Origin of the sequence: Lamprobacter sp., from assembly GCF_034860625.1 — a bacterium.
GTDB lineage: Bacteria > Pseudomonadota > Gammaproteobacteria > Chromatiales > Chromatiaceae > Lamprobacter.
On the sequence record NZ_JAYESN010000045.1, the window covers coordinates 24,105 to 38,362 of the forward strand.

Genomic DNA, 14,258 nt, shown 5'->3' on the forward strand with positions numbered 1-14,258 from the left:
TTGGTCTGAAGACTTGGCGTCGACGATGTCGATCTCTGTCTTCCCGGTCTTTCAGCACCTGGCAGGTGCTGGAGATCGGCAAGCGATGCACTATCCCGAGCTGCCCGCACGCCCGGCGACGACGGACAGCCAACCCGACAGCCCCACGGAATCACCCATGGCAAGCAAAGCGAACCTGAGATCGAGCGGCCGCGAGGCGGCCCTGGCCCGCCGGCGTGCCCTGTCGAACCAGGGCAAGCAGGGTTTGGCGCAAACCACGCAGGAGCGCAAGGCTGCTCCGCGACCTGTCCGCGCCAGACCGGAGCGGGCAGCTGCGCCGAGCGCCCCCGTTCAGGCTTCCGCTCCGGCTCAAGCTTCCGTCCAGAAGCCAACCCGCAGCCTCAACCTCGCGTCGTCCAGCAGTGCCCACCGGCATCGAGCAGCGCCGCCCAGTCCCGCTCAGTCGAGCCGCGAGCTTGCACGTCAGCGCCGGGCAAAGTTGGCTCGCGATGGACGTCGCGCGCAGCGCAGCGGAGACCGTGTGCGCGACCTCAAGACGCATGCGGGTGCCAATAAGCCGGCCGCGCAGCCGAAGTCGGACTGCGGCTGTGGCTGCAATGGCAAGGGTGCAAGCGGTGATCGCGCTGCGGCCAACCGCGCCAGACAGACGGCATCGGCTGCGCCATCACTGTCGCTTTCTGCACCGATCGCTTCCAACAAACCGCAGGCGACCAATCGCGGCCGCAAGCCGAATCCGGTGATGGCCAATAAGCCGGCCGGTCGTGCCGTTGCGCTCGCTCGCCGTGCCGCACTCAGTGGTCGCGGAAAAGCGGCAACGAATGTACCGCATTCAGTGGCCGGGATCGCTCGGCAAGCCAATCCAAAGCTGTCCGGTCGCGAGCTTGCGCAGCGGGTTCGTGATCAGCGCAGCAGCAATGGGAGTGCCGGTGAGCGCAAGTCTCAGCCTACGGGGCGGATGCGGCCGACTCGGGTTGGTTCCGCAGATCAGCCGTGGAAGGTTGGCGTCAGCGAGACCTCCCAAGGCCAGTTCGTCACGGGTACGACCCTCGGCCGTAGCCTGAAGACGACCGGCGACGAGCCAAGCACCTGCCGGACGATCACCGGCACTGAGTACATGGGGGCCGACATTTTCCGCGAGTTTTGTCAGACCGATCCGGCGCCTGCTGTCAGCAAAATCGGTGCGAGCGCGACCGGTTACGGAAATTTTGTCACCGGCAATGAGGTTGGACGCTCGCCGAGGGTGACGGGTGATGAGCCAGGCACCTGTAAGACCGTCACGGGCACTCAGTATTTGTCGCCTGATCAATACGAGAGCTACTGCAACACACGTCCGGCTCCTGAGCCGCGCGAGACTGGCGTCACCAAGACCGGCCGTGGCCAGGGCTTGTCGGGAACCATGGTGGGTCGGTCAGCGAAAGTTACCGGCGATGAGCAAGGCGCGAACGTGGTGCCCACCGGCACCCAGTACACATCAGCCTCTGAGATCCCAACCGATCGCTCGGTTCCGCCAAAGGTCGGCACCTCCGGCACCCTGTCTGGCGGAACCATTACCGGGACTCGGGTCGGTCGTGCATCGAGCGTTACGGGCGACGAGCCTGGCAGTTGTCGCCTAGTCACCGGCGATGAGTATACTGGCCGTGAGCAGTACGAGCAGTTCTGCCAGGTGAGCCCACAGCCAGAGCCACCCAAGGTCGGTTTCTCGGTCACCAACAAGGGCTACCGCGTCTCCGGCACCCAGACTGGCCGCTCGAGCAAGGTCACCGGCGATGAGCCTGGCACCTGCAAGGCGGTCACGGGTACCCCCTATGCTGGGTTGGAGCAGGCCTCCGATTACTGTGCGCCCAATCAGCAGCGTGAGATCAAGGCGCGAGCCCCGGTGATGTCGGCAACGCCGGGTCGGGTCATGACCGGCATTCAGCCGGGGATTGGCGGCCTGATGACCGGTGCCTCGAAAGGCGCCTGCGAGCCACTGACCGGCACTCCCTATGTGGGTGCGGATCAGTTCGCCAGTGCTTGCGATACCGGTGTCAGCAACGCAGCGGAGCCGGGTCATCCAGATTTTCCGCGGTTTCTCGATGAATCATCACCTGGTCTAGCCCCTGCGGCTCCGATTCCCGTAGCCGCCACGGCACCGGCCTCTCCTCCGGGTCGAGGCTTTAGCGTCAGCTCACCGGCTCGGGCGGCATTTGAGACTCGCACCAGCGGTGTGACCGGGACCAGTTACGAGTCGAATCGTCACATCACCGGTCCGTTCGGGATGGGCACCGGCAAGATCACCGGTACCGAGCAGTTCCGCTTTGACAATCGACGCGCCCGGCCAAGCCTCTTGACCCCGGAGCCGAGCGCCGATGCGGGCGCGGACAAGGCTGCCGCTGCGTCTGAGCGTTCGCGGGTGACCGGTGAGGGCCAATCAGCCGGCGGTAAGATCACCGGCGACGACTGGGATCGCGGTGAGCGCGTGACGGGCACGGAGGGCAGTTCTGCCCGGCGTCGGAATCCAACCCGGCCAGGCCTAATGGGTGCCATGCCTGCGGTTGAGGCTAAGCGCAACGAAGAGACGCCGCAGCCGACAAACCGAGTCACGGGGAGTGCCGGAAGTACCGATCGTGGTGCCTTGATCACCTATTCGGGCGGCGCCCGCGGCTGAGCCTAAGTCATGCCGATCCGTAGCCGACCATCGCCGCGAAGCCAGCGCTTGACCCGTAGCCCGCGCGGACGCTCGCCTGTCAATCGACCGGCTGAGCCAGCAGTCTCCTCTGCACCGGCTCGCGGGGCGATGCAGCTCAGTGCGCCTGGTGCGGTGGCCTCGCCTGAAACCCCTCAAGGTCCAGTCAAGGCACGGCCTGAGCGTCCGGCTCATGTCGGGCGAGGGCGGGCAAGGCCAACGCGGCCGCCGCGGCCAACCCCACCAGGGTTGGCGCAGGTGAAGGCGAAAGCGAGCCCTGCAACGGTTGGCTCAACGAGGCTTGGATCGTCCGCGAACAGCCTGTCTGGGAAAGGGTCCGGGTCCAAGCCTCAAGCGTTCAAGCCTCAAGCGTTAGGCTTCAGCGCGACGGCGATGAGCTCCGGTATGGGGCATGGTCTACATCCGTTGACGGATGCCGCGGCAAACGCCCGGCTGTACGACTATGAGTCGTCGGTGAAGCATGCCTTCGACAATCTGGTGCCGGTCCTGAAACAGATTGCGAGCGAGCGCTGCGAGCCGGACTTCGTGGCTCGGGCGCAGTCGATTGCGCGCGCCGAGCTCGGCTTCGAGCTGCCTGCGCATATCCTTGAGGATAGCTGGGTGACCGGGCTGGATATGCGACGCCTATTCGCCGCCTGCCTGTTCGAGACCTATCATCGGGTCAGCGATCGATTCTTTACTGCTGATCCGCTGGGTGGGCGCGACGGCAAGGACTTTGAGCGCTTCTTGCTCGAGTGCGGCTTCCACCTGATGGACGTGACGCCCTGTGCCGATGGACGCCTGGCGCATGCCATCAGCTATGTGTTGCGGTTGCCCTATGGTCGCGTTCGCCGCAAGTCTTACGCCGGCTCCTTGTTCGATATCGAGAATACGGTCGAAAAGTGGGTCGAGACCGAGCTTGCGCGGTTCCGCGAGGGGCGACCTAACAGCGCCGATGCGCCAACGCGCTACCTGAAGGTGGTGATGTATCACGGCAGCTCGGTCGATCCCGCCCATCAGGGTTGCGCTGCGCATGGCTCTGACGATGCCGCTGCGGCTAGAGCTGGGTTGGAACGGCTGAAGGCGTTTCGCCAGGCGATTGAGAACAGCTTTTGCTGTGGTGCCTCTGTCGATCTGCTGCTCGTCGGGCTGGATACCGATACCGATGCCATCCGCGTGCATGTGCCGGATGCGGACGGCTATTGCGATCTCGAGCATTGGCTTGATGCGGGCAAGGTGTACGAGATCACGCGTGGCTTGTCGCCCGTCCAGGCACGGGAGCGGATCAAGGAGCTGGTGCGGGCGCATGCGCCAAGCAAGAGCGCAGGAGCGGCACTCTCTGATGGCCTGGTGCGATTGATCCTGGGTCTGATCGAGAACAACATCTCGCAGATCGACTATGTGCGCCAGTACCACGGCGGCAGCTATGCCGATATCGGTCATGCCGAGCGCTTCATTGGCGCCGGCATCGGCTTTGAAGAGATACAGCTACGCAACCTGACCTATTTTGCCTACCTCAGCACAGTGGAGGAGGGCGCCAAGGATGTTGACGTTGGCATCAAGATCTTTACCGGCTTGAACCTCAGTCGAGGGCTGCCGATCCCGGTCATCGTTCGCCACGATTACCACGGCGGTGTGCCGGGTGCCCGCGAGCGGGCCGTTGAGCATTGTGAACGGATTGCCGCTGCTTTGAAGGCGCGTTATCCGCAGCTCTGTGCAGATGGCATGCTGCACTGCTTGCGCGCGGTGCGCGATTGCGATGCCGCGGCTCCGATCGAGATCGTTGGCTCGTCGCTGCAGCCTGCGGTCTCCGCCGGACACTGAGGCCGGACGCCGATGAAGATTTGCAAAGTGCTGAAGCCACTGGTGTCGACCAACCGCATCGCCGGTTTTGGACATAAGCATCTTCAGGTGGTGCAGGATGGCAGTGCGCAGTTGGTGGCCGTTGATGCGGTTGGCTCGGTCCCAGGCGATTGGGTCATCTGCGTGGGCAGCTCTGCCGCCCGCGAGGCTGCCGGCAGTAAAGAATATCCGAGCGATCTGACCATCGTCGGCATCATCGACGATTGGGACCCGGACGCTGAGCGCTGAGGCGGACGGAATGGAGATCAATCAGGTCGTTGGCACCCTGTACTGCACCGAGCGGATTGAAGGGCTCAGGCATTGCAGTTTGCAGATCTTAAAAGATCGCAAAGGCAATTTGCTGGTGGCTACCGATCCTGTTGGTGTGCGGCCCGGCAACTGGGTCTTCACGGTCAGTGGCTCTGCTGGGCGGCTTGCGATGGACGATCCGAAGACCATGACCGATCTTGCGATCGGCGGGATCATCGATTTCTGGCAGCCGGCGCAGGTGGCGAAGCCAGTGAGTAGCAGTGGCGGCGAGCAGCCAAAGGAACAACAGCAGGCGGCCTAGGCTCGGCCAGTTAACCCCCCAACCGCGACCAAAGCGGCGTAAAAGTCTTTAACGGAGACGACAGAAATGGCAGGCGAAAGATTTGGCATTGCGCTGGGCATGATCGAGACCCGTGGTCTAGTGCCGGCGATCGAGGCCGCGGATGCGATGGCGAAGGCTGCCGAGGTTCGGCTGATCGGTCGCGAGTTCGTGGGCGGCGGTTATGTGACCGTGCTGGTGCGTGGCGAGACCGGTGCCGTTAATGCTGCCGTGCGCGCGGGCGCTGATGCCTGCGAGCGGGTCGGTGACGGCCTAGTCGCCGCGCACATCATCGCCCGCCCCCATCGCGAGGTGGAGCCGGTGCTCGAGAATACCGGCGACGGGTTCAAGCCCGGCCAGCCTGGTCGCTAAGTGTTCATTTTCAAAGACAGTAGACAGACGGAGAAAGACAGATGGCGAACGAGACCATGGGTATAGCACTAGGCATGATCGAAACGCGTGGGCTGGTGCCGGCAATCGAGGCCGCGGATGCGATGACAAAGGCCGCCGAGGTGCGAATGATTGGCCGTGAGTTCGTCGGTGGTGGCTATGTCACCGTGCTGGTGCGTGGCGAGACCGGTGCCGTCAACGCCGCTGTGCGTGCTGGTGCAGACGCCTGCGAGCGTGTCGGTGATGGTCTGGTGGCCGCACACATCATTGCCCGTCCCCACCGCGAGGTGGAGCCGGTGCTGCCGACGGGTAGCGGTGCCTCAGCGGACTGAGTCCGGGCATCCGCCGGCTTAGCATCCGATCCCGCCCTTGGGCGGCTGGCTGCGCCTGAGTCAGGCCTCTGAAGGGCTTGCCTCTAGCGTCATTGATACGATCGCGAAACGGGTCCATCAGGACCCGGCGCGTCAACACTAGGAGAAGTTCGATGGCAAACGAGACGATGGGCATTGCCCTCGGAATGATCGAGACGCGCGGCCTGGTGCCGGCGATCGAAGCGGCTGATGCGATGACCAAGGCTGCCGAGGTTCGGCTGATCGGTCGCGAGTTTGTTGGTGGTGGCTATGTCACCGTGCTAGTGCGCGGCGAGACCGGTGCCGTCAACGCTGCTGTGCGCGCGGGTGCCGATGCCTGCGAGCGGGTCGGTGACGGTCTGGTAGCTGCGCACATCATTGCCCGCCCGCACCGCGAGGTAGAGCCGGTGCTGCCGACGGGTGGTGGCGGAGCTGATTGAGCCGACGCATGCGTCACGCAACCGTTCATCCGCGCACGCTCGGCTACCTTGGCCGAGCCCTGAGCCTTGAGTATTCGGCTGTGCAGCAATACATGACCCAGGCTGCACTCACTGAGGCCTGGGGCCTGAACGAGGCCGCCGATCGGTTTCGACGCGAAACCGTCGAGGAGATGCAGCACGCCGAACGTCTGGTCAAGCGTATGCTTGGCCTTGGTGTATCACCGAATGCCTCGCAGCTACGCCCAGCGAATGTCGCGCGCAATCTGGTTGATCTCCTGCGCCAGGACGCGGTGCTCGAGTCCGAGATCGTCGCCCTGTATGACGAGGCGACGCGTTTCTGCCGGCGCATCGGCGACCATGAGAATGCCGAGTTCTTCAATGGACTGCTGCAAGACGAACGGCATCATGCCGCCGAGATCGAGACCTGGCTCGAGGCGCTTGGGGTACCGCGACACCAGCCAGATGAGCGGGCCTACTTCTGATGTCGACAGCCGGCACTGAAACGGGCGGTCATCCTTGGCGCGAGCGCGAGCGTCCCTTGCGGCTCGAGCGACGCGTCGAGTTCGACAACTATGAACCGCTGCGGGAGTTTCTCGACCGCGTTGCGGAGCTTTCCGAGTCGACCGAGGTCTACCCAAACCTGAGCTTTGGCCGCACCTACGCGAATTTGACCCTATTTGCCGAAGAGGCTGCCGAAGCGGGCGCTCAGCAAGTCGATGAGCGGCTTCGTGCCTTTGCTCGGGAGGTCGATGCATTGCTCGGCGGTCGCGCTGATGCTTAGCGCGCAGCCGGCTGGTCAGGCCAGATTGCCCTCAGTCGGTTGTTCCTCTTGTATCCGTTGGAGGATGGATGATGAGCGAAGACACGATCTTATCTGCGCCGGCTGAGGCGCCAGCCCCTGCAGCAGGCACCGCAAGCACGACGACCTCAGGTGGCGCGACGCGGAAAAAGGCTCCGGCCAAGGCGGCATCTACAACCAGGCGAAGTAAACAGTCGTCCTCTGCCTCATGGCCGCCGGTCTTCGGAGCGGCAGCGCTGGCGAGTGAGTCGCGTGCGCAGAACCCCTCTACCGATGATCCCTTCCAAAGCGGTCAACGGATCTGGCCAGATTGAGCCTGCGATGGGGTGGATTAGGCGGTGTTGATGCGCTGCCTTGTGCTGCGAAACAGCGCCAGCGATTTCCTCAGCGCCCGCCCCATGCTCAGCTAATTCAGGTTCCTTAATGCGCCGGCAGGATGATCTTGGCACAGCGCTTGTCGAGCGAAGGACAGGGTCTGATGGCCGGACGTAAGCCTAAGGGTGTGCCGGCTGGAAGCAGCCGTCATAGCTCGATGCCGCAAAGCCCCGCTTCAGACGCCGCTGATACTCGGACCAGTACCGGTAGCAATGGCTCAGACTACCTGATCCGGCATACCACGCTGCGCCAGCTCCAACTGCTTGAGGCCATCGTCCGGTTGGGCAGCTTTACTCGCGCCGCAGAAGAGCTTTTTCTGACACAGCCGACGGTCTCGATGCAGATCAAGAAGCTGTCTGAGGCGATTGGCTCGCCGCTGTTTCGACATGTTGGTCGCACGATCGAACCGACTGATGCGGGGCGTGAGGTGCATGCCGCCTGTCGGGATATTCTGAGCACGCTGTCCAATCTAGAGATCAAGCTCGCCGACCTGAAAGGCCTGAAGCGCGGTCGGCTGCGCCTAGGCGTACTGACGACGGCCAAGTATGTGGCGCCCGAGATCCTCGGCGCCTTCTGTCAGGTCTACCCTGGGATCGACGTCTCGCTCAAGGTCACGAATCGCGAGAATATCCTTGAGCGTTTGATGGGTCATGACGATGACCTCTACGTGATGGGGCAGCCGCGCGAGATGAGCGATCAGATCCAGACCATTCCGTTCGCGCCGAATCCTCTGGTCATGGTCGCGAGTGTTGAGCACCCGCTTGCCGGGCAATGCTCGATACCCTTAAATGCGCTTGCGGATGAGAACTTCATCCTGCGCGAGCCTGGCTCCGGGATTCGTGATGCGGTGCTGGCGCAGTTCGCCGCGGCTGGCTTGGTGCCTCGTGTGCGCATGCAGCTTGGCAGCAACGAGGCGATTAAGCGCGCCATTGTCGGCGGTCTGGGTATCGCCGTGTTGTCGCTGCATTCGCTGACACTGGAGAGTGGCGGTGGACGGCTTGCGCTGTTGGATGTTGAGGGGTTTCCGATTATGCGCCGTTGGCATCTGGTCTATTCGCGGGGGCGAGAGCTGTCGCTGGTTGCGCGTACCTTTCTCGATTTCGCGATCGACTACGAGCCCGAGATTCGTGCGCGGCTGGCCGAGGCCGAGAACAACTTTGCCCGTCTCCGCGAGCGTTTAGTCGCGCAAACCTCCTGAAGCCTAGGCTTGAGCCCTAGGTCTGAGCCCTGGGCCTGATCTCTGGGTCTGATCCTTACAGCTGTGCCTTTTTAGGCTTTTCAAACTATGTCTCAGCAGCATTCGTCGCTGGATCACTATCCCTTTCCCGTCTCGCGCATCGGTATCATCGGCGGTGGACAGCTTGGGCGCATGCTGGTGAAGTCGGCGAAGCGCCTAGGCTGCACCTGCATCGTGCTTGATCCGACGCCGGGCTCACCGGCTGGTCAGGTCTCGGGGCATCAGATCGTTGCGGATTCGCATGATCCTGCTGCGCTGCAACAGCTTGCCGAGCAAGTGGATGTCATCACCTTCGATATCGAGGATATCGACGCTGAGATCCTGGCAAAGATCGCCGCAGCAGGGCATCAGATCCAACCCTCCGCGGCGCTACTCGGCGAGATTCAGGACAAACTGCGGCAAAAGCAGTTGCTGACAAGGCTCGGCATTCCGACGGCGGATTTCGTTGAGGTCGATCCTTCAGATAAGGAACAGTTCGCAGGTTTTGGCTATCCGTTGGTGCAGAAGGCACGGCGCGGTGGCTATGACGGCCGTGGTGTGGTGGTGATGCAATCTGCGGCGGATGTAGCGCAAGCGCTACCCCTGCCTTCGCTGATCGAACGCTTTATTCCAGCGGCGAAGGAGCTGGCGGTGATCGTGGTGCGTGGCCAAGATGGCGAGGTACGCAGCTATCAGCCCGTGGAGATGTGCTTTCGCTCAGGCGAGAATATCCTTGAGATGTTGCTCGCGCCGGCGCGGATCTCGGCGCAGACGGCGGAGGCGGCTCGACGCCTGGCGATTGAGACGGTGAGCGGTCTGGAGGGCGTCGGCATCTTTGGCATCGAGCTCTTCTTGACCGGAGATGAGCAACTGCTGGTTAATGAGGTTGCGCCACGGACCCACAATTCGGGCCATTACACCATCGAGGCCTGTATCACGGATCAGTTTGAACAGCATCTGCGGGCCATTACGGGGCTGCCGCTCGGCGCAACCGATCAGCTGATCCCGGCGGCGATGATCAATCTGCTTGGCGAGCCGGGTGAATCAGGGCCGCCAGTGATCCGCGGCCTGCGCGCTGCGCTAGCGATCCCGGGCGTTTCGGTACACTTATACGGCAAGGCGTCCACTCGGCCCTTCCGTAAGATGGGCCATGTGACGGTGTTGGATGCCGATATCGAGTCGGCGCGGCGCAAGGCCGAGCAGGTGCGGGCCTTGATTGAGATCGGGAGTGAGAGCGGGGCGGAGTGATCAGGATGGCAACCAGGAATCCACAGGTCGGCATCATCATGGGCAGCGATTCTGACCTACCCGTGATGCAGGCGGCGGCCGATGTGCTTGGCGAGCTTGGGGTGGCGTATGAGCTGACGATTGTCTCGGCGCATCGAACCCCGAAGCGTCTCTACAGCTATGCAGAGCAGGCGTCCGAGCGCGGGCTGGGTGTCATCATCGCCGGTGCGGGTGGTGCCGCTCATCTACCGGGGATGGTCGCAGCGATTACTGCGTTGCCAGTGATCGGCGTCCCGGTCAAATCGTCTGCGCTCTCGGGTGAGGATTCGCTCTTGTCGATCGTGCAGATGCCGGCTGGGGTTCCCGTGGCCACGGTGGCGATCAACGGTGCCAAGAATGCTGGCCTCTTGGCCGCGCAGATCCTCGGCGTCACCGATCTCGAGCTACGCCAGCGTATTCAGCAGTTCAAGGATCAGCTTGAGGCTGAAGTGCTAGCCAAGGCCGAGCGCGTCGAGGCTGGGGAGATCACGGCCGAGACAGTGCGAGCCGCACGTAGTCGGCGATAAGCTGATGCGGGTAAGCAGCGGTCTCAGGCCGTATCTGCAGCGAGGGCTGCAACACCGGGAAACTGTCTGGCGACCGCGGCAGCGCTGACGTTCGAGTCGCATTGACTGTTCAGGAGTCTGCTATGGATATCGCTGAGCTATTGGCCTTCGGGGTCAAGAATAACGCCTCGGATCTGCATCTATCGGCTGGATTGCCGCCGATGATCCGGGTCGATGGCGACATGCGTCGGATCAATCTGCCCGCGCTCGAGCATCGCGCCGTGCATGCGCTGATCTACGACATCATGAACGACAAGCAGCGCAAGGACTACGAGGAGTTCCTTGAAACCGACTTTTCCTTCGAGATCCCCGGTGTCGCACGCTTCCGCGTCAATGCCTATAACCAGAAGCGCGGCGCCGCTGCGGTCTTCCGCAGCATTCCCGCGAAGGTGCTGACGCTCGACGATCTCAAGGCACCTGAGATCTTCAAACGCATTGTCGATGTGCCGCGAGGTCTGGTGCTGGTGACAGGACCGACCGGCTCCGGCAAGTCAACGACACTCGCGGCAATGGTCGACTATGTCAACGATAAGGAATACGCGCACATCCTCACCATTGAGGACCCGATCGAATTCGTTCATGTCAGCAAGCGCTGTCTGATCAACCAGCGCGAGGTGCACCGCGACACCCTCGGCTTCAGCGAGGCGCTGCGCTCGGCGCTGAGGCAAGATCCAGATATTATCCTGGTCGGCGAGATGCGTGATCTGGAGACCATTCGGCTGGCGCTGACTGCCGCTGAGACCGGTCATCTGGTGTTCGGCACCCTGCATACCAGCTCAGCCGCCAAGACCATCGACCGTGTCGTCGATGTCTTTCCCGCTGCTGAGAAGACCATGGTGCGCTCGATGCTCTCTGAATCCCTGCGCTCGGTGGTCTCGCAGACGCTGCTGAAAAAGACCGGCGGTGGTCGCATTGCCGCCTACGAAATCATGATCGGCACCCCCGCGATCCGTAATCTGATCCGCGAAGACAAGATCGCGCAGATGTACTCCTCGATCCAGACCGGCCAAGCGCACGGCATGCAGACCCTGGATCAGAACCTGGCCGAGCTGCTCAAGCGCGGGCTCATCTCGAAGTCGGATGCGCGCAGTAAGGCGCAGAATAAAGAGACGTTTCAGTAGTGCCGCGCATATCCGGTGAATACTTCACTTGTTGTGAGCCTTGCTGAATCTGTTAGAGCTTTGTGTCATCTGCGGTTTATGTTTATAGGGTGAAGTCTGAGGTAAAGCAGGGTGACCGGTGCAGAGAGTCTGATCGGGGCTTAGGGCGGCTGGGTGCGTTTCAGCCTGCTGTAGTCAGCGCGCGGCGCAGTTGACGGATGGCCTCGGTCTGGGTCGGCGCGACCATACAGGATTCGATCAGCGTTGGATCAAGCTGCGGCAGCTTGCCGCTCCGTTCCAGCCGTTGATACTGGTCGCCTTCGAGACCGTAGAACTGAAGCCGGCCTTGCTGCCAGAACCAGACCTCCGGTACCTCGAGCGCGCGATAGACATCGAGCTTGTTCAGCCCGCCACTGGTGCGCACGACCTCGATGGCGATATCCGGTCGGCTGGGCTCCGTCTCGATGGGCTCGAGCAGATAGCACTCGTCGGGCTCGGCACCCCGTTTGGCGAGCTTCGACTTGATGGTCCAGGAGCCTGCTCCATCCATCGCAACCCCGACTTCAATTGCCCAGGTCTCGATCAGCCGAGCGAGGGTTTTCTTGTCAGCCTCGTGATACCAGGATGGCGTCATCAGCTCCAGTACTCCGTCGATGAAGGTCAGCCTCGGGATTGCGGATTCACCACGGATCTCGAGCAGACGCTCGTAATCGCTCCAGTCGGCATGATTGAGCAGGACGACTTGGTCATCGGGTTGCACGGCTCGGCTTCTAGGAGCCGGCATGGGTGCTGATGCTGCTGTGTCGGCAATGCGCTCTGCGGTAGCGGCCATGGCGAGCCTCGGGTGAGAGTGGATCTGTGCCTTAGCTTAGCAGGCGTCGCAAAGCTCGATCTCGGCGCTGATCGGGAGGTTGTCGTCGCGCGCCCATTCCATCATCGAGCCATCGTAGAGCAGGGCATCCTCGTTGCCGAGCACTGCGTAGGCCGCGAACCAGGTCAATGCAGCGCGATTGCCGCTGTGGCAGAAGTGGATCTGCTCGCCATCGGTGGCGACGCCACGGGCTTCGAACAGCGCCTTGAGTGCGCCTGGGCTGCGCAGCTTGCCGGAGCCGCTGTCGCTGATCCAGTCGTGCGGCAGATGGTGGGAGCCGGGGATGGTACCGGGCCGTTCGGCGTCGTCACCGGTGTAGATGCCAACGAACTCACCTTCGCTGCGCGCATCGACGAGCGGCGTCTTCGCGGCGAGCGCGGCGCGGACGGCTTGGGCGTCGGGAGCCAGCTCGGGTTGGAGCGCTGCTCGATAATCGGTTGCAGGGCGCTGCTCACTTCCACGCGCGAGCGGGGCACCGGTATCGGCATAGCCGACCAGGCCGCCATCGAGCAGGCTCGCTTGCTCATGCCCCAAGACCTTGAGTGTCCAGAACACGCGGGCGGCAGCGGCCAGGTCGCTGGCTCCGCGCCCGGTTGCGACGATGACGACGTGGTCGTCGTTGCTCACGCCAAGCTCGCTGAGCATGGCTTCGAGCTGCGCGCCCGGAGGCAACATCGATGTCAGCTCACTGGCGTTGGCAATCGCGTTGGTCTTCGCGTTCGATTGAGCAGCCGCCTTGCCGTTTGGCTTCGGCGGCTGCGTGCGCCAACGATCATAGGGCGCATTCACTGCACCTGGAATATGGAAGCGCTGATAATCCTTCGCTGATTGGATGTCCAGCACGACCAGGTCCGATTGGTCCTGGTTGGCCTTGAGCCACTGGGCGTCGACCAAGGGCGGTGCGCTGGCGAACGTCGGCGCGCTCAGGAAGACGAGGAGGGCGAGGAGCAGGTAGCGGAGGGGTCGGTTCATAGGATCGTGTCGCTGCCAGAGTCAGGGTGATGCGAACGGCGCTCATAGGGCGCCTAAATGGCGTGGAAGTGCGGTCCTTTGTATGGCGCTTCAATCTTGGCGAGAGGCGAGAGGCGAGCACCCGCCCTGGCGCTCAGAGCGCACCAGCCGGTGCGTGAAGTAACGCTCGCCGGTGGCGGTGTTGCGCGTCTGGGTGCGGCGGATGTACATACCCGGAACGCTAGACCCTGCGCCGCCACAAGACAATAGACCCCATTGAATTGCTGCATTCATGCCGGGGTAGTTGACGATCTCGGGCTTCGCCATCGCTCAACCGCCTAAAAACGCAAAAGCCCCTTCACAGAAGAGGCTTTTCAACCAGTTTGCGGCTCGCTGGAAACCGAACTTACTGGGGCACGACCTGGGCTGCACTCGGGCCTTTCGGACCCTGCTCAACCTCATAGGAGACGGTTTGTCCCTCGGCGAGGGTCTTGAATCCGCCGCCCTGGACGGCGCTGTGATGGACGAAGACGTCTTTGCTGCCGTCGGACGGGGCAATAAAGCCAAAACCCTTTTCATCACTAAACCACTTAACGGTACCTGTCGCCATGAAGGCATCCTCTTGTGTGATATCGAACCAATGTTAACGCAGGCGTATGACGAGCATTTCGGAAGGGTCTACGACACATCGGGAAGAGAGGAACGACCGGAAACACGACGAGGGAACGCTGCTTGCGCGTGAGTATGCTAAAAGCGCGATCACCGAGCAAGGTTTCGTCCCGCGAGACCGATCGCTCGACAATACACTCCAACTGTGCGACGGCCCGTTCTTGCGCAG

Annotated in this window: 17 protein-coding genes; 13 read left to right on the plus strand and 4 right to left on the minus strand. The window is 62.5% G+C overall.

Going from position 1 to position 14,258, the window contains the following annotated elements; genetic code table 11:
* The first annotated feature begins 25 nt into the window (after positions 1–25).
* The 13 genes from VBE63_RS13225 to VBE63_RS13285 all read left to right on the plus strand — a co-directional run bounded on the left by VBE63_RS13225 (position 26) and on the right by VBE63_RS13285 (position 11,619).
* Positions 26–2,647: a CsoS2 family carboxysome shell protein gene (locus VBE63_RS13225; protein ID WP_323683502.1), complete on the plus strand. Its 2,622-nt coding sequence runs from the start codon at positions 26–28 to the stop codon at positions 2,645–2,647.
* 423 nt (positions 2,648–3,070) lie between these two features.
* Positions 3,071–4,489, plus strand: coding sequence for a carboxysome shell carbonic anhydrase (locus tag VBE63_RS13230; protein WP_323683503.1), 1,419 nt, complete (start codon positions 3,071–3,073; stop codon positions 4,487–4,489).
* A gap of 12 nt (positions 4,490–4,501) precedes the next feature.
* Entirely contained in the window at positions 4,502–4,756 is a 255-nt protein-coding gene (locus VBE63_RS13235) for a carboxysome peptide A (RefSeq protein ID WP_200241214.1), read from the plus strand.
* 10 nt (positions 4,757–4,766) lie between these two features.
* A complete protein-coding gene (locus VBE63_RS13240) occupies positions 4,767–5,078 on the plus strand; it encodes a carboxysome peptide B (RefSeq protein ID WP_323683504.1) in 312 nt (103 codons plus the stop codon).
* Between the two features lie 66 nt (positions 5,079–5,144).
* On the plus strand, positions 5,145–5,468 hold the full coding sequence (locus tag VBE63_RS13245; protein ID WP_323683505.1) for a BMC domain-containing protein: 324 nt from the start codon (positions 5,145–5,147) through the stop codon (positions 5,466–5,468).
* Positions 5,469–5,509: 41 nt separating this feature from the next.
* Positions 5,510–5,818 carry a BMC domain-containing protein gene (locus VBE63_RS13250; protein ID WP_323683506.1) on the plus strand — a complete coding sequence of 103 codons (309 nt, stop codon included), beginning with the start codon at positions 5,510–5,512 and terminating at the stop codon, positions 5,816–5,818.
* A gap of 152 nt (positions 5,819–5,970) precedes the next feature.
* Positions 5,971–6,276 (plus strand): BMC domain-containing protein, encoded by a 306-nt coding sequence (locus tag VBE63_RS13255; protein WP_323683507.1) that lies wholly within the window; start codon positions 5,971–5,973, stop codon positions 6,274–6,276.
* An 8-nt stretch (positions 6,277–6,284) separates the two neighbouring features.
* Complete coding sequence (locus VBE63_RS13260; protein WP_323683508.1) at positions 6,285–6,758, plus strand: ferritin-like domain-containing protein; 474 nt, start codon at positions 6,285–6,287, stop codon at positions 6,756–6,758.
* Positions 6,758–7,057: a pterin-4-alpha-carbinolamine dehydratase gene (locus VBE63_RS13265; RefSeq protein WP_323683509.1), complete on the plus strand. Its 300-nt coding sequence runs from the start codon at positions 6,758–6,760 to the stop codon at positions 7,055–7,057. Before VBE63_RS13260 ends, VBE63_RS13265 begins: the two co-directional genes overlap by 1 nt.
* 496 nt (positions 7,058–7,553) lie before the next feature.
* Positions 7,554–8,648, plus strand: a complete 1,095-nt coding sequence (locus VBE63_RS13270) for a LysR family transcriptional regulator (RefSeq protein WP_323683510.1) — start codon at positions 7,554–7,556, stop codon at positions 8,646–8,648.
* A gap of 108 nt (positions 8,649–8,756) precedes the next feature.
* Complete coding sequence (locus VBE63_RS13275; RefSeq protein WP_323683517.1) at positions 8,757–9,914, plus strand: 5-(carboxyamino)imidazole ribonucleotide synthase; 1,158 nt, start codon at positions 8,757–8,759, stop codon at positions 9,912–9,914.
* Between the two features lie 5 nt (positions 9,915–9,919).
* Positions 9,920–10,459: a 5-(carboxyamino)imidazole ribonucleotide mutase gene (gene purE / locus VBE63_RS13280; RefSeq protein WP_323683511.1), complete on the plus strand. Its 540-nt coding sequence runs from the start codon at positions 9,920–9,922 to the stop codon at positions 10,457–10,459.
* A gap of 122 nt (positions 10,460–10,581) precedes the next feature.
* A complete protein-coding gene (locus VBE63_RS13285) occupies positions 10,582–11,619 on the plus strand; it encodes a type IV pilus twitching motility protein PilT (RefSeq protein WP_323683512.1) in 1,038 nt (345 codons plus the stop codon).
* A 160-nt stretch (positions 11,620–11,779) separates the two neighbouring features.
* On the opposite strand, the gene VBE63_RS13290 is transcribed toward VBE63_RS13285, so the two are convergent.
* The 4 genes from VBE63_RS13290 to VBE63_RS13305 form a co-directional block, all read right to left on the minus strand.
* Entirely contained in the window at positions 11,780–12,430 is a 651-nt protein-coding gene (locus tag VBE63_RS13290) for a Uma2 family endonuclease (protein ID WP_323683513.1), read from the minus strand.
* Positions 12,431–12,466: 36 nt separating this feature from the next.
* Positions 12,467–13,441, minus strand: a complete 975-nt coding sequence (locus tag VBE63_RS13295; protein WP_323683514.1) for a sulfurtransferase — start codon at positions 13,439–13,441, stop codon at positions 12,467–12,469.
* A 90-nt stretch (positions 13,442–13,531) separates the two neighbouring features.
* Positions 13,532–13,747 carry a hypothetical protein gene (locus tag VBE63_RS13300; protein WP_323683515.1) on the minus strand — a complete coding sequence of 72 codons (216 nt, stop codon included), beginning with the start codon at positions 13,745–13,747 and terminating at the stop codon, positions 13,532–13,534.
* Between the two features lie 79 nt (positions 13,748–13,826).
* Positions 13,827–14,030, minus strand: coding sequence for a cold-shock protein (locus VBE63_RS13305; protein ID WP_323683516.1), 204 nt, complete (start codon positions 14,028–14,030; stop codon positions 13,827–13,829).
* Positions 14,031–14,258 lie beyond the last annotated feature (228 nt).

Coding starts and splice junctions, on each gene's coding strand:
- VBE63_RS13225 (WP_323683502.1), top strand. CDS start 26: ATGTCGATCTCTGTCTTCCCGGTCTTTCAGCACCTGGCAGGTGCTGGA.
- VBE63_RS13230 (WP_323683503.1), top strand. CDS start 3,071: ATGGGGCATGGTCTACATCCGTTGACGGATGCCGCGGCAAACGCCCGG.
- VBE63_RS13235 (WP_200241214.1), top strand. CDS start 4,502: ATGAAGATTTGCAAAGTGCTGAAGCCACTGGTGTCGACCAACCGCATC.
- VBE63_RS13240 (WP_323683504.1), top strand. CDS start 4,767: ATGGAGATCAATCAGGTCGTTGGCACCCTGTACTGCACCGAGCGGATT.
- VBE63_RS13245 (WP_323683505.1), top strand. CDS start 5,145: ATGGCAGGCGAAAGATTTGGCATTGCGCTGGGCATGATCGAGACCCGT.
- VBE63_RS13250 (WP_323683506.1), top strand. CDS start 5,510: ATGGCGAACGAGACCATGGGTATAGCACTAGGCATGATCGAAACGCGT.
- VBE63_RS13255 (WP_323683507.1), top strand. CDS start 5,971: ATGGCAAACGAGACGATGGGCATTGCCCTCGGAATGATCGAGACGCGC.
- VBE63_RS13260 (WP_323683508.1), top strand. CDS start 6,285: ATGCGTCACGCAACCGTTCATCCGCGCACGCTCGGCTACCTTGGCCGA.
- VBE63_RS13265 (WP_323683509.1), top strand. CDS start 6,758: ATGTCGACAGCCGGCACTGAAACGGGCGGTCATCCTTGGCGCGAGCGC.
- VBE63_RS13270 (WP_323683510.1), top strand. CDS start 7,554: ATGGCCGGACGTAAGCCTAAGGGTGTGCCGGCTGGAAGCAGCCGTCAT.
- purE (WP_323683511.1), top strand. CDS start 9,920: ATGGCAACCAGGAATCCACAGGTCGGCATCATCATGGGCAGCGATTCT.
- VBE63_RS13285 (WP_323683512.1), top strand. CDS start 10,582: ATGGATATCGCTGAGCTATTGGCCTTCGGGGTCAAGAATAACGCCTCG.
- VBE63_RS13290 (WP_323683513.1), bottom strand. CDS start 12,430: ATGGCCGCTACCGCAGAGCGCATTGCCGACACAGCAGCATCAGCACCC.
- VBE63_RS13295 (WP_323683514.1), bottom strand. CDS start 13,441: ATGAACCGACCCCTCCGCTACCTGCTCCTCGCCCTCCTCGTCTTCCTG.
- VBE63_RS13300 (WP_323683515.1), bottom strand. CDS start 13,747: ATGGCGAAGCCCGAGATCGTCAACTACCCCGGCATGAATGCAGCAATT.
- VBE63_RS13305 (WP_323683516.1), bottom strand. CDS start 14,030: ATGGCGACAGGTACCGTTAAGTGGTTTAGTGATGAAAAGGGTTTTGGC.